Genomic DNA, 19,797 nt, shown 5'->3' with positions numbered 1-19,797 from the left:
AAACGGGCACTTGCCCCCATTTACTGACATATCAGCAATGTTGACTGAATGAGATTCGGCATCGACCTGGGTGCTGACTCCCGCGGTGGCCGCTCCGCTCAGGAAAGGTGGGCGAAGTGGGTCGGTGCGGCGAGCGTCAGGCGGGCGCCCTCGATGTCGGCTAGTCGGGAGGAGAGCGTCGCCTCAGCGAGGTGACGGGGCAGCGCCGCGTTGAACTTCAATCCGTTCAACGCGTCCTCGTCGACCGCCGGGAGGCACAGGCGCTCCTCCACGCTGGACAGCGCGACTCTCCAGATCTGAGGGTCGAGGTCTCTGCGCATGCGGATGGAGAACTCTTCCGCACGTTGGGAGCGGTCGACGACGCCGTCCAGGCTCGCGAGAAGCGTCGCGTTCGCGCGGTGACCGGCCCAGGTCCACCAGCGCACGTCGTCGGCCGACCGTACGATGACGGTGCCGCCCGGGTGGACCGTGTCGATCGCCGCCTCGCGCGCCGTGGCGAGCGCGCTCTCCGCTCTGCGGGTCAGCCGGACCGGCGGGTTGGCGCCGAGCAGCACGTCACGGATCGCGCGGCTGAGGGCGAAGGACTGGCCGCCGATGCCGTATCCGAACCAACGAGCTTTGCCTCCCCGGTCGGCCGGTTCGACGAAGCAGCGGCGGCGCTTCCAGTCGATCCACGTCACCCGCCAACTGTGACCGGCCAGCAGCAGTAGCCGGGGCCCGTCGACCTTCTCGCTCAACAGGGCCGGATCCGTGCGCCCGATCTCCTCGCGACCGTTGATGACCGTGAACTCGGGAGGAACCGTGAACGCGGCCATCAGGTCCATGAAGTGCCGTCGGCCGAACCGTTTCTCCGCCTCCGCCCCGATGAACAGCATGCCGCCGTCGGTCTCCAGGAATCCCTCGGTGACGAGGTGATCGACGATCACTTTGGTCGGCTCGGCGAGCAGACCTCCCCACCAGTCGGCCCACAGGTGGCGGCCGACCCGGTGTTCCTGGAGACAGAGCGCCAGGACCTGCTGAGCGGTGATGTGGCGCGGCTCGGGCGGTGGCTGGACTGGCTCGACCCAGTGCCGTCCCCAGAGGAGCAGGAGCCCGGCCGCCTGAAGCAGCCCGGTCTCGTTGAGCGTCAGGAACAGACAGTTGCGTTGCGTGCCGCCGCGCCGGCCGGTCCGCCCGATGCGCTGCAGGAAGGACGCGACGGTGCTGGGCGCGTTGAGCTGGATGACGCGGTCCAGGTCGCCGACGTCGATGCCGAGTTCGAGTGTGCTCGTCGAGACGATGACGCAGTCCCGCGACTCGGCGAATGCGTGCTCGGCACGTCGGCGCTCGTCCAGCGACAAGGACGCGTGGGAGAGGAAAGCGGTCACGCCCCGCATGCGGAGTGCGGCTCCGAGTTGCTCGACGAGTCGCCGGGAGTCGCAGAAGACGAGCCTCTTCTCCCCCTGATGCAGGGCGGCGATCACCTTGGCCGCGTTGTCGACCGATCCGACGAAGTCGAGCTGGACGTCACCGGGCGGCGGCTCCGGACCGGCGCCTGTGAAGGACGGGTGACCGCTCGGCCTGTCGGGCAGCTCGACTCCGGGCGCCACGACCTGCGCCGGCCGATCGGGCGACGCGCCTTGGAGCCACCGCAGCAGCTCGCGCGGGTTCCCGACCGTCGCCGAGAGGCCCACGCGTTGGAGGGGGCGCCCGGCCAGGCGGGAGAGCCGCTCGAGGACCGCCAGCAGATGCCAGCCTCGATCGTCGCCGGCGAAGGCATGGACCTCGTCGACAACGACCGCACGCAGCGACGAGAAGTATCGCCGGTGGTCGACCTTGGCGCTGACGAGCATCGATTCGAGCGACTCGGGAGTGGTGAGAAGGAGGTCCGGCGGGTCGGAGAGCAGCCGCTGGCGTGCGCCGGTGGTGACGTCGCCGTGCCAGAGTGCCGCACGCCGCCCGAGCCAGCCCGCGTACGTCTCCAGCCGCGGCAGCAGGTTGTTCAGCAGCGCCTTCAGCGGAGCCAGGTACAGCACCGAGGGGCCGTCCCACCCTTCCAGCGCCATGCGGGACAGCAACGGGAAGGACGCCGCCTCGGTCTTTCCCCCCGCCGTCGGTGCCAGCAGCAGTGCGTCGGATCCGGCCGTCAGCGGTTCGATCGCCTCCTGTTGCAGTGGCCGCAGGTCGTGCCATCCGAGGCTGTTGACGATGTGATGGGCCAGTGAGGGATGGAGGCGATCGTTCCACCTCACAGGTCGAGCTCCACGTCCTCCGCGTCGCTCGCCCGCTGCGCGAACGCGTTCCGCTCGACGTCCGTCAGTTCGTCGGACTTCAGGGTCAGCCGGTAGTGCCGGCGGGGGTCGAAGTCCTCATACAGGTCGACCTTGTCCAGGACCTGTTCGACGAGCTTGCGCAGGAACACCCGGGGAGCGATCCCGACCTGGCCACCGAGCCCGCCGGTGACCGCCTGGGCCAGCTCGGCGACGTACGCGTCGTCCACGACCGTGCGCAGGCGACCGGGATCGGGCGTCCCCTCGGCGAAGAGATCGCGGATGGTGCCGCCGAGTCGGACGAGTTTGTCCAGGTCGAAGCCGGTGAGGCGGATCTGGACGGCCCGCGGGTTGTCGAAGCGCGGGTCGCCGAAGTCGGTGGCGAGACGCTGGGCGAGCGGGGCCAGCCGCTGCACGCCCTGCTGCCCGTCGTAGAACGCCGGAGTCCCCGTGATCATCAAGTAGAGGCCGGGGAACCGGCCGCCGTCCACCTCGTCGAGGAGCTGCCGCAACGCGTTCAGGCCCTTCTCCCGCACGTCGCTGCGGACGCGCTGCAGGGTCTCGATCTCGTCGAGGACGACGAGGAGACCCGGATGCCCGGAGTCGCGGAGTACGGTCAGCAGCCCCTGGAGGAATCCGAGGGCGCCGAAGTGGTCGAGGTCGCCCTTCACGCCTGCCGCGCGTTTGGCCGCCGCGGCGACGTTCGGCTGGCCGCCGATCCAGGCGATCAGCCCTTCGGCGATGGCGGTGTCCCCGTCCATCCGGGCGCGGCGGTAGGCGCGGAGGGCGGCGGCGAAGGCCGGGGTCGTACGGGCGACGCCCGCGAGGCGCTGCTCCAGCAGGTCGTCGACCCCGGCCGAGAGGGCCTGCGCGTCGGGCATCCCGTCGCCGTCGAGCGGAACGTTCCCGGTGCTCAGGACGTCCTCTTCGAGGGTGTAGAACCAGCCGTCGATGATGTCGCGGAGCGCGCTCGGCGGCTGTGAGGCGGTGGAAAGGCGCTCGACGAGCCGCCGGTAGACCGTCTCCAGCCGGTGCAGCGGGGTCTCGGTTTCCGACACCTGGATCTCGGTGACCGCGAATCCCTGCCGCTTGGCCCGCTCGGCCAGCCAGCGCGCGAAGAACGTCTTACTGGAGCCGTACTCGCCGCGGACCGCCTTGAACACCGCGCCGCCGCCCGCGACGGTGGCCAGCTCGTCGTCGAGCGCGGTCGTGAAGCGTTCGAGTCCGACCGCGAACAGATCGAGGCCCGCCTGTGGCACGGTGCCCCGCCGCAGGGCGTCGATGACCTCGCGTCTGCGGGCGGCGCTGACCGCCGTGGTGCTCATCCGGCTCCCAGGAACTGTTCTTTCAGCAGCTGCATGTTGAGCTCAACCGTACGTCCGCTGTCGGCCTCGCCGATGACGGCGTACGCGTCGACGTTCAGCAGTCTGCCGACCTGGGCGAGGTAGCCGGCCATCCGGAACGGCGGCTGCCCGACCAGTTTCGCGACTGCGGGCACCGGCAGCTTGCCGCCGGCGGCGGCGAGGCCGTCGATGAGGGCCGCGATCTCCGCGTCGCCAGGTGCCTTGCGGACGAAGTTCCGGCGACCGGCGAACACGGCGGAGCCCACGATCCGGCCGCCGAGCCCGTCACCGGACTCCATGACCGGGCCGTCGGCGCCCGGGCCGAGGTCGTCCGGGCCGAACAGGGCGGTGTCCTGCGCGGGCGGTCGGGCCGCGCCCTTCTTCTTCGGTCCGGCGGCCGGTGCGGGGGTCGGCGCGGTCTCGTCCACCGTGGCGTTCCACCAGGCGGGCTCGTGCAGCGAGGGGTTGTCGTACACGGCCCAGTCCTTCGGGCACTGCGCCGGTGACGGCACGAAGACCAGCACCGGGATCACCATCTCGGCCAGGGACGCACCGCCGTGGTACCCGGCCTTGCGCGGCTGGTAGCGGATGCGTTCGTCCCACGGCACGACGACCTCGCCGCCGGGCGCCAGGACGCGCGGCCCGCGGATCGTCAGCTCGCCGTCTCCGGGGGCGCCCGTCCGGTGCCGTGCGGAGTCGCCGGTCGCCGGGTGGAGGTCCTCGCCCCGGTCCAGGACGTGGCCGTGGTCGGAGGTGAGGATCACCGGTCGGCCCGCGGAGGCCGCCGCCTTGAGCAGCTCAGGGAGGTACGCGACGTGCTCCAGCCGCCAGTTCGGCGCGCTGCCCTCACGGCCGTCGCACAGCGCGTCGTCGATCGTGTTGAGCACGACGGCCACGACGGTTCCGGGGTCGAGGATGGCCGCGGTGACCTCGTCGCTCAGCCGTGCCCCGGCACCGGTGCCGAGTCCGGCCTTGTGGAACAGCGCGGTGCGCCGGCCACGCCAGAACGCGGTGAAGCCGGCGCGCTCGTCCGACTGACCGCCGGACCGGAGCGCACCGCACAGCAGACTGGTGCGGGAGTACCGTGTGGTCGACGGGACGGTGGCGAGTGCCGGTTCTCGCCCGTCGGGGGCGCGGCCGACCTCGGTCCAGCCGCGCTGGGCCGCGATCTGCCCGCCGAGCTCGGAGGCGTTCGCGGCGCTCATTCCGTCGAGCACGATGATGAGCGGAACGGCGCGTTCGGCGATCGGGCGGGCGATCCGGGCGAGCAGGTTCTCGGCGAGGAGGAGTTCGTCGGTGGTGCCGGAGACCTCGCTCCACGCCGCCAGCCGCTCGGCGAACGCCCGGTCGAGCGTCGCCCGCTGCTCGCGGGCGGCATCGTACAGCGCGGCGTACGCGGCGCGGGCCGACGGGACGCGCGCCGTGTCGGCGTTCCAGATCAGCGCGATCGCCCGGTCCACCCAGCTCCAGGACCGCAGGTACCGGAACGCTCCGTCCGCGACGGTCGCCGGTGGGCTCTCGCCGCGCGCCAGCCAGCGCACCAGGCGTACGGCCGCCTTCGCGGTCTCGACCTCGTCGGCGCGGTCGCCGCTGCGACGGTGTTCGAGCACTCCGTCGAGGGCGGCATGGATGGCGGGCAGGTCGTTCGGCCGGGGCAGGGGCAGCGCGCTGGAGAGCTCAGTGCCGAGCCGGGCGAGGCGGGCGTCCAGCCCGGCGTCCAGCACCCTGCTCATTCCGGCGAGGTCGTCGGCGCGCAGCAGGCCGAGAATGTGCTCGGCGCGTTCGCAGAGCTCCTGCGCCTCTTCGGCACGGCCGTTGTCGCTCCAGCGCAGGGTCAGCGACCCGGCGGCCTCGGCGAAGGTCCGCAGGTCGGCGTCGGAGGGCGGCCGTCCGCCGAAGAACCGTTCCTCGACCCGTACGCGGGCCTGGACGACGACCTGCCGCCGCGACACCTCCGGTGCGTACAGCTCGGCGGCGGCGAGGCCGAACGGCACCGCGTCGGCGGCCTGGTCCTGGCCGAGCAGTCGGAAGACGACGCGGGCGACCGGCCCGACCGTGTCCTCCAGCCAGCCGGCGAGGCCGGTGCGCTCCTCCTCGCGCAGCGCCGCGAACCGCGTCACGCGCAGTGCGTCCCGGCTCCACTCCAGCAGTGCGGCGGCGTCGACCCGGTCGTCCTCGCCGTCCATGCCGAGCCGTACGGCGGCCAGCCGGCCGAGGGCCGTCTCCAGTTGCAGCACCGGCCCGCCCAGACGCCGCCAGCCGCCGGCGGGCTGCGCGTCGAGAAGCGCCTCGGCCACCTCGGGGTCGCGGACGTTCGCGAAGACCAGCTCGACGGTGCGCTCGGTGCCCTTCCAGATCACCGACCGGCTCGTCACGAACTGGTTGGTCTCGGGAACGCCGAACTCTTCCCACAGCAGCGACTTGAGCAGCCGCCGCTTGGCGGCGTCGTCGTCGACGTGCAGGACCTGCTGCAGGATGGCGTGGGTGTCGACGCCGATCAGCGCGATCTCCACGGCCGGGTCGTCGGACCCGGACACCCGGATCTCGCCGAACTCCCCCGCCAGCTGGGGATCATCGTGGCGATGGAGCCGTGGTTCAGCGCCGCCAGCCAGCCGGCGGTGAGGTGGCGCAGCGCGGCGACGTTCGGCACGAGGGCGGCGAGCAGCAGCGTCTTGACCACCAGGTCGTCGGCGCGGAACGCATGCCGGGCGGGCAGCGACCTCAGCTGGTCCTCGGTCAGCCGGTGCTTGGCCAGGAGGTACGGCAGGAGCCGCCCGGTGTAGAAGCGTTTGGCCTGCTCGAACTCGTCGCGCAGCTTGTCGCTGAACGGCCGGTCCTGGCCGCGGGCGAGCACGTCGTAGATCGCGCCGAGCGGCATGAGCTGCCCGACCGGCAGCAGCTCGCGGTAGTCGACGAGGAGCTGCTACATCAGCTTGAGCGCCGTACGCTGCCGCTGCAGCGCGCCGGAGATGTCGACCATCGCGTGCAGGAACGCCGGGCTGAAGGGGTACGTCGCGCGGAACGCCGCGCGGTCTGCGGGGCCGCCCTGGGCGTCCAGCAGCGTGTCCCAGACGTCCTTGCGGGTCGCGGTGCGTTCGAAGGCCGTGTCCAGCTCGGCCTTGGCCTCGGGGTTCTTCGTACGGAGCAGGCGCGCCTCGACGATGACCGGCAGGTTGCGGTCTTCCAGTTTGATCCGGTCGAAGCGGCCGTCCCAGTACTTGAGGGTGTCGAAGAGGCTGGCCGTGGTGGCGCCCGCGGTGTCCCGGCCGACGAGGTCGCGCAGGTCGCGCTGGCGCGGGACGAAGCTGACGATCGGCGCCGGGCGGTCCTGCTCGGCGGACTCGACGAGCTTGGAGACCTTCTGCGCCTCGGTCCGGATCCGCATCGGGTCGCCGACGTACCCGGACAGCCAGAGCACCAGCTCGTCGAGGAGGAGCATGATGGCGTCGTAGCCGAGGACGTTCTTGGCGTGACGGCTGATCTCGGCGAGGCCGCTGTCGAGGTCGATGACCGCCTCGGCCTGACCACTGACCGCCGTGGCGTACCGCTTGAAGTGGGTGCCGAGCAGTTCGCCGACGAGCTGCTTGCGCTGCGGGTCGCCGGGCGGCGCGGACAGCGCGGCGTCGAGCCGTGCGGCATCCCAGCCGGCCTCGCCCCACTCGTCGTCGGCCGGCAGGCCGCCCATGAACGCCTCGTCGCCGATGGTGGCGCGCAGGTCACGGGCGTCGGCGAGCAGCTCGTCGTCGCGGTAGACGGCGGGCAGCGGCTTGCCCGGCGCGATGCGGCGCACGTGGTCGACGTAGCCGCCGAGCACCGCCGACGCCAGGGAGGTCGCCTCCATCATGTGGTACGGGACGAGGAGGAACCGGCGGCCCTGCAGCCACGTGTCGTGCTTGGCGACGACCTCGACGAGCCCCTTCTTGCCGCGGGCCTCCGGGTCGCCGCTGAGGATGGCGTGCAGGACCGCCATGAAGTGGCTCTTACCGGAGCCGAACGACCCGTCGAGGTAGGCGGCCTGCGACTTGCGCTCCTCCACCGCGCTGCGGATTAGGCCCAGCGCCTGGTCGAAGCAGTCGGCGAGCTGCTCGGTCACGACGTAGTCGCGGATGGTCGATTCCTCGCCCACACCCTTGGACAGGGTGAGGACGAAGTCTCCTGCGTGCACCTGATCGGGGATTTCGATCAGGTCGCGGAGCAGTGGGGGCGCCATCGATCAGTCCTTCTCCGTCTCGTGTGTCCGAGCCACCGCCTGAGTCCCGCCGAAGGCCCGCACGACGGAGACGCACCGGCGTACACGATGCGTCCTGGCAGACGGAGACGTTCGCGGAGGCGCTCCTCGAACCGGTACAGCCTACGGCCGCCGCAGTCACAGCGGCCACAGAGCGCTCCCGGAACGTAACCGGAAGGCTCCCCCTTGGCCGGATACGGACTCATGTAAACCGACTCATCACGTCGAGCGTCAACACGGGACGCCGTAGCACCCCCGACCAATAGGAACTATTTTTCCGGAATGTCAGAATCGGGATTGTTATGAGAAAGATTTTGGCGCCACTAAATACGTGCGTATCATCGCATTATGAGCAGTAGCCCCTTCAGGGACACCGCCCGAAAGATCGCCCGGAACAAGGACTATTACTCGATGGCCTGGGAATCCGATCGCGCCAGGTCACATGGGTGGTGGAAGAACCTGATCGAGTACGGCGCATGGCAGGGTCCACCCGGGGGCGGCAGGGTCGGCCCGCCCGATCCTGAGGCGCTGGACGGAATCGCCAAGCTCTTCGGCACCACCACCGAACGAGTCTCGGCGATGATCGCCGCCGACTGGTACGGCGTGCGCCCCGATACCGACCTCTCGGCGCGGGTGCTGAGCCTCGGCCCGGTGCTGGACCGCCTGACCGACTCGGACGCCGAACTCGTGGAGGACCTGGCCCGGCGGCTCGCTCAGCCGAACGCATGAGATAACGCCAAGACGCTCCGTCACCCGAGTCGACCGACCAACACACCGGGCCGTGACGGACGCAGGAGTCCGCATATCCACCGACCGCCCTTTATTCGCATGTCATTCGCAAGAAGGAGAGACGTGGCTGTCGACACGTTCGGGATCGACAAGGAGTTCCTTTCCGACCTACTGCGAGAGGTCGGGGACGGCCGGACACAACTGCCGGAGTTCCAGCGAGGCTGGGTCTGGCCCGACCGGAACATCTCCAGTCTTCTCGCCTCGATCTCCCTGGGCTATCCGGTGGGCACGCTGATGATGCTGAAGACCGGCGGTGACGTCAGGTTCAAGCAGCGTGCGGTGGAGGGGGCCACGCCGGCGGCGGGAGTCGAACCGGAGCGACTGATCCTCGACGGTCAGCAGCGGATGACCTCCTTGTTCCAGGCACTCAAGCTGGGGCTTCCGCTCAAGACCCAGGACGTCCGGAAGCGCCCGGTCTCCGGCTGGTTTTACATCGACATGCGCCAGGCACTCGACCCGAGTGGGGACCGTGAGGAGGCGATCCGTTTCCTGCCGGCGGACCGCATCGTCCGCAACTTCCGCGGAGAGGTGATCAAGGACTACTCCACACCGGACCGGGAGTACGAAGCCCACCTGTTCCCGCTCGCGAAGGTCTTCGACCACGAGGACTGGATGATGGGGTTCCAAGAGCACTGGGGCTACGCCCAGGACAAGATGAAGCTCTGGAACGCCTTCCAAAGCACGATCATCAAGCGCTTCGACACGTACCAGTTCCCGATCATCGAACTGGACAAGGGCGTTCCGCGGCAGGCCGTCTGCCAGGTGTTCGAGAAGGTCAACACCGGTGGAGTGACACTCACGGTGTTCGAACTGCTCACCGCGACGTACGCCGCCGACGAGTTCGACCTGCGTGAGCACTGGAAAGAATGCCGCAAGGAGTGGTCCGGGCCCGAGTACCGCATCCTCCGCGAGGTCTCCAACACCGACTTCCTGCAGGCGATCACTCTGCTGGCCACCGATGCCCGGCGGGACGCCGGCCGGAAGAACGGTGTCGAGGAGGACCGTCTTCCGCGCATCGGCTGCAAGCGCGCGGACATGCTGGGCCTCACACTGCCCGAGTACGAGCGCTTCGCTCCGATGATCGTCAACGGTTTGAAAGCCGCCGCCCGGTTCCTGCACCGTCAGTACATCTTCGACACCAGATTCCTGCCGTACGGCACCCAGCTCATCCCGCTCGCGGCCATCTTCGCCGTCCTCGGCACCGATGCGGAGAACGCGGGCGCGCAGCAGAAGCTCGCACGCTGGTACTGGTGCGGCGTCTTCGGCGAGCTGTACGGAGGGACGACGGAGACGCGGTTCAGCAGGGACCTGCCGGACGTCGCCGCCTGGATCCGGGGCTCCGGGACGGAGCCGCGAACGGTCGTCGAGGCGCAGTTCGTGCCCGGCCGTCTGCTCACCCTCCGAACCCGGAACAGCGCCGCCTACAAGGGCATCTACGCGTTGCTGATGAAGGCCGGCGCCCAGGACTGGCGCACGGGCGAGGCTTCGACGATCACCAACTACTTCGACGATGCCATCGACATCCACCACATCTTCCCGAAGGCATGGTGTGAGACCCAGAAGATCGATTCGAAGATCTACAACGCAATCGTCAACAAGACACCGCTCACCGCCCGCACCAACCGGGTCATCGGCGGCCGGGCACCATCGGAGTACCTGTCGCGGCTGGCGAACAGCGCGGGTGTCGACGACACCACGATCGACGCGCACGTCACGTCGCATCTGGCAGAGCCGCGGCTGATGCGGGAGGACGACTTCGACGCCTTCTTCCAGGACCGGAAGCGCGCGCTCCTCGGCGAAATCGCCGATGCGATGGGCAAGGTGATCGAAGACATCGAGGACGTGAAGTCCGACGCGGCCGACACGTTCGAGGTGGATGACGACACCGACGACCTCTGATGCTGACTGACAAGCAGCCTGTCCCAAGCCGTCAAGTAGATGCAGCGACCAACCTCTGGAGCTTCAATGTCCGAGTCGGAACAGCTCGGTCTGAGGAAGCTTAGCGAAATGAAGATCACCCTGGGGCAGTAGTGACGACAAGCCATCGACTACGTCCCATGTGATGACTACGTGTGCTTCAGCTTGCTCGGCCACACCTCATGGTTCGGATCCCACCAGACGACGTGGAACACGTGATCGATCAGGAAGCCATATACGCGCGTCGTGCCCGTGAACCGTAACCGATGGATCTTCGTCATGTCCGACAAACCGATCTCCTCCAAGCGCCCCAGCGCCACGGCGTTCGGAATGCTCGCAACGTCATAGTCGGCACCGGGGTAGCCGCCGGAGTGGAACAGTTGGTTGATCGTCATCGACTCCACCGACGACAGCCGTTCCATCAACCAGCGGAGCGTCTGCGGGTCGACCTTCTCGAACCCCCAACGTCCGTCGTGGTCGACGTGGCAGAACCTCCAGCAGATCCGACTGTCCGAGGTCTCCGCCCCAGGAAGCACCGACCGCTTCGGGACTTCCTTCGTCTTGACATCCGGAGCGAAGACCTGTTTCTTAGGCTTCCGCTTGGCCATCGTCGCCGGCCGCTGTCAGAGCGTCGAAGAACTCGAGGATTTCGTCGTCGCGTAGTTCCTCGGTGCTGCGCTGCAGTGGCTGCGCTCCGGCGCGGACACGCGCCTCCACCCAGGGCGCTTCGCGGTGCGTCATCGTCGACAACTGGTGGGCGGTGTAGTCGCCGAGACCTTGCAGGACCAGCTCAATCGACTCACGCTCCCCCTCGTCGAGGGCGTCCGGTTCACCGGGGATGTCGCCGTCGCTGAGCTGGAACCGGCCGCGGTGACACTTGTACAGGTCCGGGGGGACGGGCCCGTTCGCCCATGCCTGGAACCGCTCGGGGAACAGTGGGCGCTCCTCCCACGCCAGGTGGTAGCCGTAGGCGTAGTAACAGAGCTTCTGCAGCTTCATCGCGGTCATGGGACCGCGTTTCCGCAGGATGTACGCTGCTAGATCCCGGACCGTCGCCACGCGGTCGCCACCTCCGATCTTCGCCCTTACGGTACCTACCCGTCTCGACGAGGGAAGAGGCATGGCGACACCTCCTTGCTGAGTGATGGCCGGATCTTCTCCGCTGGGTTGCTACTCACCGACCATTAATCACTATACGTGACCATGTGATCACGTAAAGGTCTTGGCCGACATCGGTCCGGCGGTCAACCACCCGCTCGTCTAGGCGTCTCCTCCGCTACCGACGCATACCGGGAGCACTCCCCCAGTCCTCCGAACCTCGCCATTGCTCATGGCGACTCAGCGACTCATGACGCCCGTTGCCCTTCTCCGCGCCCCGGGTATTCTGGCCGCTCTGCGTCAGGAAGGAGAGACTCGTGCGCCCACTCGCCACAGCCGATGCCGCCGTCCGCATAGAGTCGGATGAGTGGTACCGGATCTCGACCGGCGACGCGGTTCCCGACGCCCCTGACCGAACTACGCGCAGCTACGGAACCCTCGACCTGTTCGAGGGAGACGTTTTCGTCAACACGGGCACCACCGCTCGCGACATCGACATCGACATCGAGGAATGGAGCGTCGAGCCTCCCCTACGCATCGACGACAGCGACGGTTTCGCAGAGGTCGTCGAGATTTCCGTCTCTTTCGAAACGGCACGGCTCCGGATATTCGCAGCAAACGGTTCGCAGAAGCTAGCCTTGGACCTCGAAGGCGGGGCGGGCACCTACCGGCTACGCCTGCACTCCCAGTATCTCGACATCCGCCATAAACGGCATCTGCTGCGGCTCTGGCCGGCGTCGATGACACAAGAGTGGACGTACCAGCTCGACCACGACCGCCAGCCTGTCGAACGGCCAGATCGCACCACCGAAACCTTCGAGGTGACGATGACCGCCGATCAGGCCAACATCGTCCGCACAGAGGTGCGCGCGATGGCGGCTTTGGAGATCCAGAATGGTGACATCGACGACATCGTCGAGGATTGCCAGCAGATCCGTGCCGTCATCGAGTCTCACGATGTGTCAACGGGTCAGCTGCCGGTGGCCTTGACGGCTCGGCAGTGGAAGGTCACCCTCGCAACGCTGGAACATCCCGGCAGCCTGGCATCTGATCCCGTCAGAGCCGAAGCCATGCGGCGGATCCGCGACGAGATCGTTTCTCAGATCGGGCATCATCTCCCCCCTGGGCGCGTCTACGGTCTATGAGTCCTCGAGACCGCATCTGATCCTTTCTACCCTCCTGATGGCTCAACCGGCAGGCTGGGCCCACGCTCGTATGGGTCGCCGTCGTCGGCGGTGCATCTGGTGGCGACGGCGAAGCGGCCAGAGTGCCCGAGCCTGGGCTGCTCTGACCGCTCGTCCGTTGTTCAGTTCGTTGTGTCCGCTAATACGCGCTGCACTGCTTCACCGTTGGAATCGCACTGTCAGCCGGCGCGTTGAGCACCCACACCCAGTATGGATCGCCCTGGATGTACTCCCCGCCTTCGTTGAGCGACGGCAGGATCCGGTTGACCTTGTACATGTTAGACAGCGCTCGGCCGTGGTTCCCGTTCTGCGCTGCCGGCAGGAACGCGCACGAGTAGCGCGGATTCTTACTGCCGCCCTCCTCACTGGAGGCATAGGGCCACTCGTCACACTCCATGCCTGCCGGCTCCTTTGCCAGGATCGCCGCGCTGCAGACCTTATCGTGATTCTGCCTCTGGGTGACCGGGTCCGCGCGGTGCAACGGTTTCCCGTATTTGATGTTGCCGTAGTGGTTGAGGTTGTCGCGGATCACCATGCCGTACAGGTCGTTCTTGACGACCTCCCGGTAGTCCCCGTATTTCGGATCCGGGACGCTGTAGTCAATGTAGAAGGTGGCGGCAGAGGCGGTTCCCATGTAGTACACGCAGCCCGCACCGCCGATGTAGGTCTCCCTGTCACAACGGATGTCGAACGGATCGTTCAGCGGATTAGTGGCGCCACTGCCCGGGAAGGCGTTCTCGGTCTCGAGGGTCAGCAGGACCTGTGGGTTGGTGTACTTGATGCTGTCGCCTGGAGCTGTATCCGGGTTCGAGGTCGCCAACTCGAAGTAGGTGTAGGCGTCCGGGACGATCTTGCTTTTCACCGGATCGGGGATTTCACAGGTGTCTTTATCGCACTGCAGGGATACGATGAACGAGGGTACGGCCTCTTTCAGCTCAGTGGACATGTTGGTCGCGGTAACGCCGACCTGCATCAGCCAGTGAGTGCTATCCGCACTCAGCGTAGCCCACACGTCGAACTTGACGATCGCACCAAGTTGCTCCGTGTCCTCGTTCACGATCCGTCCCGCGCTCTCGTAGCAGGCGTGGAAGCGGTCGTAGTTCGTTTTCCCCGGGGGATTGGAGCACATCTTGGGTGGCGTCGGATCAGCGGCTGCACGTTCTATTTTCGACGTCACCTTGGGCATCTCGGCCGGATCGACCGGCTCCAGGCACCATCGCGTCGTCCGTCCACCATGCTTGTCCGTGGTGCACTGCGTCTGCTTGCGGGCCACCCCGCGTTGCATCCGTTCCAGGTAGCCCTTGACCGCAGCCGGGTCGTTCGGATCGCGGCGAGGTGCCTGCAGCCCGGTCGACGGGGCAGCCGGGCCGGCGGAGCCGGTCGGCGAGCCCTTCGCCGAGTCACCTGGGCTGGGCGTGAACGCGGTCAGGGTAAGCGTGATCGCCCCCATCACCGCGGCAACGAAAAGGGGAAGGCGAGGACGTTTCATTCCGGTCACCCGCAGAAGGTCTCGAACGCGTCGGCCTTGTTATCGACCGCGGTACCGACATCCGACGATTCCGTGCCCGGGTTCTCGGTCCACAAGGTCGTCGGCGGGGTGGTGGCCTGGTTGTAGACCAACACGGTATTGGTCGAGGAGTTCTGCCAGGACGATGTCTTGTTGCCGAATCCGTAGTCGGTGAGGTATTGCCACAGGCCGTTATCGCTGCAGTCCTTGAAGGTGAGCTTGCGGCCTCCGTAGTTGGTGTACTGGAAGAAGCAGTACGATCCGGAGTCGCATTGCCCTGCAGCGGCGCCGTCCGAAGGAATGGTAAGGACGACGCCGTTGCCGAAGGTGACCCTTCCCGGCCCGGTCTGCCGAGCCCCCGGGTGCTCGGAAACGACCTGGTCGACCTGCTGCTGCACATCTGCCTGCGCTCCACCGGTGGCGGCTTGCGCCGGTGCGGCCAGCACTCCCGCGGCGATCGCCGATGCTGCGATCAGGGGGATTGAGGAAAGCGCGCTACGACAGGGGATGGCCCTCAAGTCACTACTCCTTTGAACCGATCGGACAACGTAACAGCGCCCTCGATGTAAAGCGCTGCCGTCTCGATCAGATCACGAGTTCGACGAGCGAGAAAAGTCACCGCAACTCGTCCGTCACAAAGCATGTTATGTAGATCACATGACCATCCGTAGCAACGAGTTGACTCTCCTTTCACAGGCCTGCTCAGGCAGGTTGGCCCCTTACCACATATGCGATCGCTCCGACAACGTGGCGAATACCGTCTCCGTGGACCGATCTCGGTCACCCGAGGCGGCAGGCAGTGCCAGCGATCCGTATACGGCTTGACAGACATTGTGACTGAGATGACTAAGCCGTAAGAGCAATCAATTCGATGGAGCCTTCGGGTGCTCAGCGCCGATGCATGGGCTTCGCTCCAGATCACCCGATGAATCGCGTACCGAGTCGCGTCCGCTGGTTCTTCTACCGGCCCCTTGCTCAAGGAAGGTTCGGCGCATCCTTGGTTGGATCGGAGGCAAGCCGCTCTGAGTGCACCTGAGCCAATAGGGCCGAACACGCTGCTGGTTGAGCGGGGTTCACTTCTCGGCCTCGACGATGAGGGTGCCGAGGTGGTCGGTCTCGGGGGCGGGTTCGGTGAGGGTGTTCACGCCGGTGAAGCCGCAGCCGTATAACAGGTCAACCCAGGCCGGCGGCTCGTACGCCCACCGGTAGGCCCAGATTTGCCGACCGGTGAAGCAGCGGTGTAGATGCCCTGAACGCCATAACTGCCCGAGACTGCGGAGCGTGGGAGAACACCACCCTCCCTCCCGGCACCAACCGCTCGTGGATCAGCGGCAGCAGCCTGGCCGGATCGGTGCACCACAGCGCGCATCAGATCGAGTAGATCGCCTCCCACCGCTTCGCGGCGCGCGCGAGATGGTCCACGGCGTCACCGTGGACGTAGCGGGCGGCTTCATGTCCTCATAGAGATCCGCCGACTCGCCCACCCTCGGATCGGCGCACTTCGACCTGCGGGGCTCCACGGTCGGCGAACCAGCGTTCGAGGTCCTCGCCGTCGAGCAGGTGGGGAGAGGTGGTACCAACGTCGATGGGCCCCTCAACGCGACCTGCACCTCCGTCGAGACGTGCGCCTGCCATGCGTACTTCAGGCATGCCGGTCCAGCTATCGTGTCCGCCGAAGGCGCATTGTCGTAGGTCTGCGTCTCGCAGATCCGCTCCGACGAGCCAGGCGTTATTGAGCTTGGCGTTTCGCAGATCGGCGCCACGCATATCCGCGTCTTCGAAGCTGGATGATTGAAGATCTGCTTCAAGCAGTAGCGCGTCCCTCAGATCGCTCGACCGCGCTTCCGCCTTCCGCAGCGAGGTGTGACTCAGGTCGGCCTTGCGTAGCCGTGTCCCCACAAGCGAGGCACTCCCCAGACGCGCACCGACGAGTTTGACGCCGTCCATAATGGCCTCGTCCAAGTAGGCCCCGAGCAGCTCAAGGCCGGATAGGTCGGCGCCGGAGAAGTCAAGACCGTTCCCAGCGAAAGACGGGATCACGATCTGAGGATCAGCCGGCAGCGCGTCCAGGTAGGTCTCAAGGGCTTCACGCGCCTCCGGATCGCGAGGAAATATGCGCACGTCAGCACGAGAACGTCCGTAACCATCAGTCACGCTGCCCATATTACCCGTCCTCGCCACTCTGGATGGTCGGCGACAAGTTGCTTCAGCTGATTGAGCCGTTCAGGGCTCATTCCGATCGGATCCAAGACGACATTCTGCCCAGCGTCCAATTCTTTACTTATCATGCTGGCGAATCGTTGCGGCGGCTGAGGACGCGGGATCGGATTGCCGGGATCGCGCCCCCAGGGCGGCTGAAGATCGGGGGAACTCTTGACGTCCCAGAAGGTTCCGTTCGCATCCAGGAACTCGCCCTGATCATTCCCTGCGTCATCGAACGGAGCTCTCTTGATCGGGCCCGGCAGCAACCCGTCTCTCTCCAACTGAAGACCGACTTCGGCCTCGCGTCTACTTTTGGCGCTGATCACACCGCCGTGCGCCGGGTCTTCGGCGAGTTCCGCCAGCCGTTTCTCATACTCCGGAGTGCCCGGCACGAGGCCGAGCCTTCTTTCCGCGGCCGCGACGTCTTTCCCCAACGCCTTACCGGCGGTCTTCTCGAAGGCCGCTTGCACGGCCTTCACGACTTTGGTGTTCGCCACCGCGCTGGTGAGGTCGGCGAGGACTGCGCGGATGGCATAGCGTTCGGCGATGCCGGCCACCGCGCGCATCATGTAGGCGCCGACACGGGCGAGGATGGGGCGAAGCACGCGGCCGATGAGCCGGGCTGCGACTTCGGCGCCGAGCAAGGCGATGATCTCGACGATGGTTTCGACGGCGACGATGTCGGCGGCCTTGCGGGTGGCGGCGGCATAGTCGTGGCAGGCGTTGGCCAGGGTCTGGCACATGGTGGACAGCCCGGACAGCACGGTCGTGGAGTCGCCGGGCTTGTACAGGGTGGCCCAGTAGTTGCTGATCGCGGTGTGTTCGGCGTTGTCGCCTGGGTCGAGGATCGTGGAGATCGTCCAGTTGAGCCACGACGCCACCTTGTCGACTTCCTGGGCCGCCGCCTGCCAGGCATTGCCTGCCTCGTCGAGCAGGTGGTCGTTGCCTTGTGGCCAGTCCGGCGAGTCGCCGATGATCGATGTGACCCAGCCGGGCAGGTGGGGGACCTTGACGCGCAGGCGAGGGACCGTGGTCGAGGGCGCCCAGTTGAACCCGGTCACCGCGGGAGGCGAAGCATCGACCGCGAAAGACGTCGATACCTGGTGCGGTGGGTAGCGCGGCGGCGGGCCGGCGGGATCGTCGGCGCGGGAGTGGTGGTCGGCGGCCAGGTGGTTATTGATTGTCTGCGTTAACCCCAGCGACGTGCCGCCGAGTGCCTCGATCGCCGCGTGAAAGGCCTGGTAGGCGGCCTGGCCGGCCGGGGTGTACAGCGTGGCGAACTGATGTGCGGCCTTGTCGTCCCCGGCCATCGAAGACGCGGCTTGAAGCCGTCCCGCCAGGTTCTGGTAGGCGCTTATGAGGTCCTGCTGCCCGATCGCGAAATTCTGCGCCGCCCTGTCGACGGCCTCTGGGGTGATGTCGATACGCGGCTGCCCCATCAGGCGCTCCCCCTCACGACGGCTGCACCGGACCCCGGTCGAGGACCGGATCTCCGGCCCAATGGACTGTACGGCGTAGGTGGCCGGCGGGGTGTCATTCCGCGTTCCACATCGTCATGTTCGCCTGGAGTGACCGTCCGTAGTTGTGATGAGCAGTTCGGATCACCTTTTTGAGCCCGTCGAGCTGATCGGCCATGTCGTCCGCCGCCGCTCGCCACTCCTCGTGAGCCCGCTGGTACGCGGCCTTGGCGTCTCCGTCCCATTCCGCCAGCTGTCTGGACAGGTCACGGTCCAGGTCATGCAGCAGCCTGCGCACTGCCTTCAGTACCTGTTCGAAGGCCGCCTCTCCTTTCGAGAGCGCCGCCAGTTCGACACGGATGGCATCGTCCATGAGATCACCTCTCGTGTTCGAGTATCCGTGGCCGATGGGTCTTCCGAGCACCGTCCGAGGTGGCTCCTGCCCGCACGGCCGTCACTGTGGATGACCACCAGATCGTAAACGCCGCCGATGTCCTTGATCGCCTGCAGCTTTCCGGTGACGGTCTTGTTCGGTGGGCGACCGAGCCGGTCGACCAGCGGGTCGGCGATCACTACGTCCACACCGCTCTCCGTGGCGATTCGCTGGACGTGGACGGTGGCCGCTGTCCCCGGTGCGCGTGATCCAGGGCCTCGGCGAGCTGGCGGACCATCTCCACCCGCGTCTCGATCGGCAGGCCGTCGCCGTGCTCGGCCATGAAGTGGTCGAGCCGCTGCCAGTCCGCGCCGTGCCGGAAGATGACCGACGGGCCCGCCTCGTGCTCGTCGCTGAACTGCTCGGCCTGCACGATGCCCTCGTGCGCGATGCCCTGCAGCGCGAGGTACTCCCGGCGGGCGGCGCGCCGCGTCGACTCACGCTCCGTCTTGGAGGCGCCCAGCTCCGACAGGTAGATCCGAATCCGGCGCGGCTGGTCGCCCGGCAGCGCCGGGTTCGTGGCGAGGTAGTCCTCCCACGTCGGCCCCGCGTCGAACGACTTGGGGGCCAGCTCGTACGGGCCGACCTTCCGGTGCTTCCGCAGCCCCTGCACGCCGATCTTGTCGCGGAGATCGTCGAGGCGGCGGGCCAGCTGCGGGCTCACGCGGTCGCGGTCGCTGCGCGGGCCCGGCCGAGCAGGCCGCTCCAGATGCCCGGCAGGCCGGTCTGCTTCTCCAGGCCCTCGCGGCCGAACACCATGATCCGCTGAACGTCGTCGAACTCGCAGCGGAGGTTCGGCGCGGACAGGAACACGGCCTCCTGGATGAACGGGATCGGCGCCCGGATGCCGAGCTCGCGCGCCGCCCAGCGGAGCTGGTCCTTCAGCTCCTTCGCCTTGAGGTTCGTCAGGTGCAGCGGGTTGTCGATCGTACGGTCCCGGTCACCGCGGAACGTCCAGGTGCCGCCGTGGTTGGTGGCCCGGCCGGGGTGGCTCTTGATCTCGATGAGGAACAGGCCGGCCGGAGCGGCGACGAGCAGATCGACCTCGCGCACGTGACCGGATCTGGCGGTGAAGGTGAAGGTGTGCCAGGCGCGGTACTGCGCGGCGGGCGGCATGAGGTCGCGGATGTGCTTGAGCGCGTCCTCCTCCCAGGGGAAGTCGGACCGCGGGCCCCACCATCGGTCTGACACCCTCGCCCCCTTCTCACCCCATGCGTCCGACAGGATACGATCCCACGCCCGCGCGCGGACGGCACTCCGTGCAGGGAAGGACGTGCACCGCAGTGATCCGGTCTACCGCTCTTATGATCACGTTTCGGCATCGGACCGCCGTTTGGCCTGGTCCGGCCGAAGATACGTCAACTGTCGGTGCGCAGCGCTATCGTCCCCT

General features: G+C 67.2%; 17 protein-coding genes. 3 read left to right on the top strand and 14 right to left on the bottom strand.

Going from position 1 to position 19,797, the window contains the following annotated elements; translation table 11 throughout:
• Nucleotides 1-98: 98 nt before the first annotated feature.
• Genes NE234_RS15490 through NE234_RS15470 form a run of 5 tightly spaced genes read right to left on the bottom strand, consistent with a single transcriptional unit; the run spans nt 99 to nt 7,802 of the window.
• A complete protein-coding gene (locus NE234_RS15490) occupies nt 99-2,231 on the bottom strand; it encodes a DEAD/DEAH box helicase (RefSeq protein WP_252780952.1) in 2,133 nt (710 codons plus the stop codon).
• The gene (gene brxD / locus NE234_RS15485) at nt 2,228-3,574 is read right to left on the bottom strand and encodes a BREX system ATP-binding protein BrxD (RefSeq protein ID WP_252780951.1); all 1,347 of its coding nucleotides are present in this window, start codon (nt 3,572-3,574) and stop codon (nt 2,228-2,230) included. The genes NE234_RS15490 and brxD overlap by 4 nt, the downstream gene beginning before the upstream one ends.
• Nucleotides 3,571-6,129 (bottom strand): BREX-2 system phosphatase PglZ, encoded by a 2,559-nt coding sequence (gene pglZ / locus NE234_RS15480; protein WP_252780950.1) that lies wholly within the window; start codon nt 6,127-6,129, stop codon nt 3,571-3,573. The genes brxD and pglZ overlap by 4 nt, the downstream gene beginning before the upstream one ends.
• A complete protein-coding gene (locus tag NE234_RS15475; RefSeq protein ID WP_252780949.1) occupies nt 6,090-6,470 on the bottom strand; it encodes a hypothetical protein in 381 nt (126 codons plus the stop codon). Before NE234_RS15475 ends, pglZ begins: the two co-directional genes overlap by 40 nt.
• Before the next feature lie 45 nt (nt 6,471-6,515).
• Complete coding sequence (locus NE234_RS15470) at nt 6,516-7,802, bottom strand: hypothetical protein (RefSeq protein ID WP_252780948.1); 1,287 nt, start codon at nt 7,800-7,802, stop codon at nt 6,516-6,518.
• A gap of 366 nt (nt 7,803-8,168) precedes the next feature.
• On the opposite strand from NE234_RS15470, the gene NE234_RS15465 reads away from it, so the two are divergent.
• Together NE234_RS15465 and NE234_RS15460 are read left to right on the top strand one after the other, a co-directional pair.
• Complete coding sequence (locus NE234_RS15465; RefSeq protein ID WP_252780947.1) at nt 8,169-8,549, top strand: hypothetical protein; 381 nt, start codon at nt 8,169-8,171, stop codon at nt 8,547-8,549.
• A gap of 123 nt (nt 8,550-8,672) precedes the next feature.
• Entirely contained in the window at nt 8,673-10,508 is a 1,836-nt protein-coding gene (locus tag NE234_RS15460; RefSeq protein WP_252780946.1) for a GmrSD restriction endonuclease domain-containing protein, read from the top strand.
• A 167-nt stretch (nt 10,509-10,675) separates the two neighbouring features.
• On the opposite strand, the gene NE234_RS15455 is transcribed toward NE234_RS15460, so the two are convergent.
• Together NE234_RS15455 and NE234_RS15450 are read right to left on the bottom strand one after the other, a co-directional pair.
• Nucleotides 10,676-11,134 carry a hypothetical protein gene (locus tag NE234_RS15455; protein ID WP_252780945.1) on the bottom strand — a complete coding sequence of 153 codons (459 nt, stop codon included), beginning with the start codon at nt 11,132-11,134 and terminating at the stop codon, nt 10,676-10,678.
• Complete coding sequence (locus NE234_RS15450; RefSeq protein ID WP_252780944.1) at nt 11,115-11,525, bottom strand: Panacea domain-containing protein; 411 nt, start codon at nt 11,523-11,525, stop codon at nt 11,115-11,117. The genes NE234_RS15455 and NE234_RS15450 overlap by 20 nt, the downstream gene beginning before the upstream one ends.
• A gap of 416 nt (nt 11,526-11,941) precedes the next feature.
• On the opposite strand from NE234_RS15450, the gene NE234_RS15445 reads away from it, so the two are divergent.
• Nucleotides 11,942-12,769, top strand: a complete 828-nt coding sequence (locus NE234_RS15445) for a hypothetical protein (RefSeq protein ID WP_252780943.1) — start codon at nt 11,942-11,944, stop codon at nt 12,767-12,769.
• Nucleotides 12,770-12,947: 178 nt separating this feature from the next.
• On the opposite strand, the gene NE234_RS15440 is transcribed toward NE234_RS15445, so the two are convergent.
• The 7 genes from NE234_RS15440 to NE234_RS15410 all read right to left on the bottom strand — a co-directional run bounded on the left by NE234_RS15440 (nt 12,948) and on the right by NE234_RS15410 (nt 19,598).
• Nucleotides 12,948-14,297, bottom strand: coding sequence for a NucA/NucB deoxyribonuclease domain-containing protein (locus NE234_RS15440; protein WP_252780983.1), 1,350 nt, complete (start codon nt 14,295-14,297; stop codon nt 12,948-12,950).
• A gap of 5 nt (nt 14,298-14,302) precedes the next feature.
• Complete coding sequence (locus NE234_RS15435) at nt 14,303-14,833, bottom strand: peptidase inhibitor family I36 protein (protein ID WP_252780942.1); 531 nt, start codon at nt 14,831-14,833, stop codon at nt 14,303-14,305.
• Nucleotides 14,834-15,773: 940 nt separating this feature from the next.
• Nucleotides 15,774-16,478: a pentapeptide repeat-containing protein gene (locus NE234_RS15430; protein ID WP_252780941.1), complete on the bottom strand. Its 705-nt coding sequence runs from the start codon at nt 16,476-16,478 to the stop codon at nt 15,774-15,776.
• On the bottom strand, nt 16,466-17,956 hold the full coding sequence (locus NE234_RS15425) for a WXG100-like domain-containing protein (protein ID WP_252780940.1): 1,491 nt from the start codon (nt 17,954-17,956) through the stop codon (nt 16,466-16,468). Before NE234_RS15425 ends, NE234_RS15430 begins: the two co-directional genes overlap by 13 nt.
• 94 nt (nt 17,957-18,050) lie before the next feature.
• Nucleotides 18,051-18,347 carry a WXG100 family type VII secretion target gene (locus tag NE234_RS15420; RefSeq protein ID WP_252780939.1) on the bottom strand — a complete coding sequence of 99 codons (297 nt, stop codon included), beginning with the start codon at nt 18,345-18,347 and terminating at the stop codon, nt 18,051-18,053.
• 199 nt (nt 18,348-18,546) lie between these two features.
• Complete coding sequence (locus NE234_RS15415; RefSeq protein WP_252780938.1) at nt 18,547-19,071, bottom strand: protein kinase family protein; 525 nt, start codon at nt 19,069-19,071, stop codon at nt 18,547-18,549.
• Nucleotides 19,068-19,598, bottom strand: a complete 531-nt coding sequence (locus NE234_RS15410) for an NERD domain-containing protein (RefSeq protein WP_252780937.1) — start codon at nt 19,596-19,598, stop codon at nt 19,068-19,070. Before NE234_RS15410 ends, NE234_RS15415 begins: the two co-directional genes overlap by 4 nt.
• Nucleotides 19,599-19,797: the final 199 nt, after the last annotated feature.

Source organism: Actinoallomurus rhizosphaericola (genome assembly GCF_024055675.1).
In the GTDB taxonomy this organism is placed as follows: Bacteria; Actinomycetota; Actinomycetes; order Streptosporangiales; family Streptosporangiaceae; genus Actinoallomurus; species Actinoallomurus soli.
Note: the sequence above shows the minus strand (reverse complement) of the source record. Positions and strands in the feature narration are given on the sequence as shown.

Excerpts from the sequence above, each read along its gene's own strand:
- NE234_RS15440 (WP_252780983.1), bottom strand. The coding sequence starts at position 14,297 with ATGAAACGTCCTCGCCTTCCCCTTTTCGTTGCCGCGGTGATGGGGGCG.
- NE234_RS15425 (WP_252780940.1), bottom strand. The coding sequence starts at position 17,956 with ATGGGGCAGCCGCGTATCGACATCACCCCAGAGGCCGTCGACAGGGCG.
- NE234_RS15455 (WP_252780945.1), bottom strand. The coding sequence starts at position 11,134 with ATGGCCAAGCGGAAGCCTAAGAAACAGGTCTTCGCTCCGGATGTCAAG.
- NE234_RS15470 (WP_252780948.1), bottom strand. The coding sequence starts at position 7,802 with ATGGCGCCCCCACTGCTCCGCGACCTGATCGAAATCCCCGATCAGGTG.
- NE234_RS15475 (WP_252780949.1), bottom strand. The coding sequence starts at position 6,470 with ATGCCGCTCGGCGCGATCTACGACGTGCTCGCCCGCGGCCAGGACCGG.
- NE234_RS15450 (WP_252780944.1), bottom strand. The coding sequence starts at position 11,525 with ATGAAGCTGCAGAAGCTCTGTTACTACGCCTACGGCTACCACCTGGCG.
- NE234_RS15420 (WP_252780939.1), bottom strand. The coding sequence starts at position 18,347 with ATGGACGATGCCATCCGTGTCGAACTGGCGGCGCTCTCGAAAGGAGAG.
- NE234_RS15465 (WP_252780947.1), top strand. The coding sequence starts at position 8,169 with ATGAGCAGTAGCCCCTTCAGGGACACCGCCCGAAAGATCGCCCGGAAC.
- NE234_RS15430 (WP_252780941.1), bottom strand. The coding sequence starts at position 16,478 with ATGGGCAGCGTGACTGATGGTTACGGACGTTCTCGTGCTGACGTGCGC.
- brxD (WP_252780951.1), bottom strand. The coding sequence starts at position 3,574 with ATGAGCACCACGGCGGTCAGCGCCGCCCGCAGACGCGAGGTCATCGAC.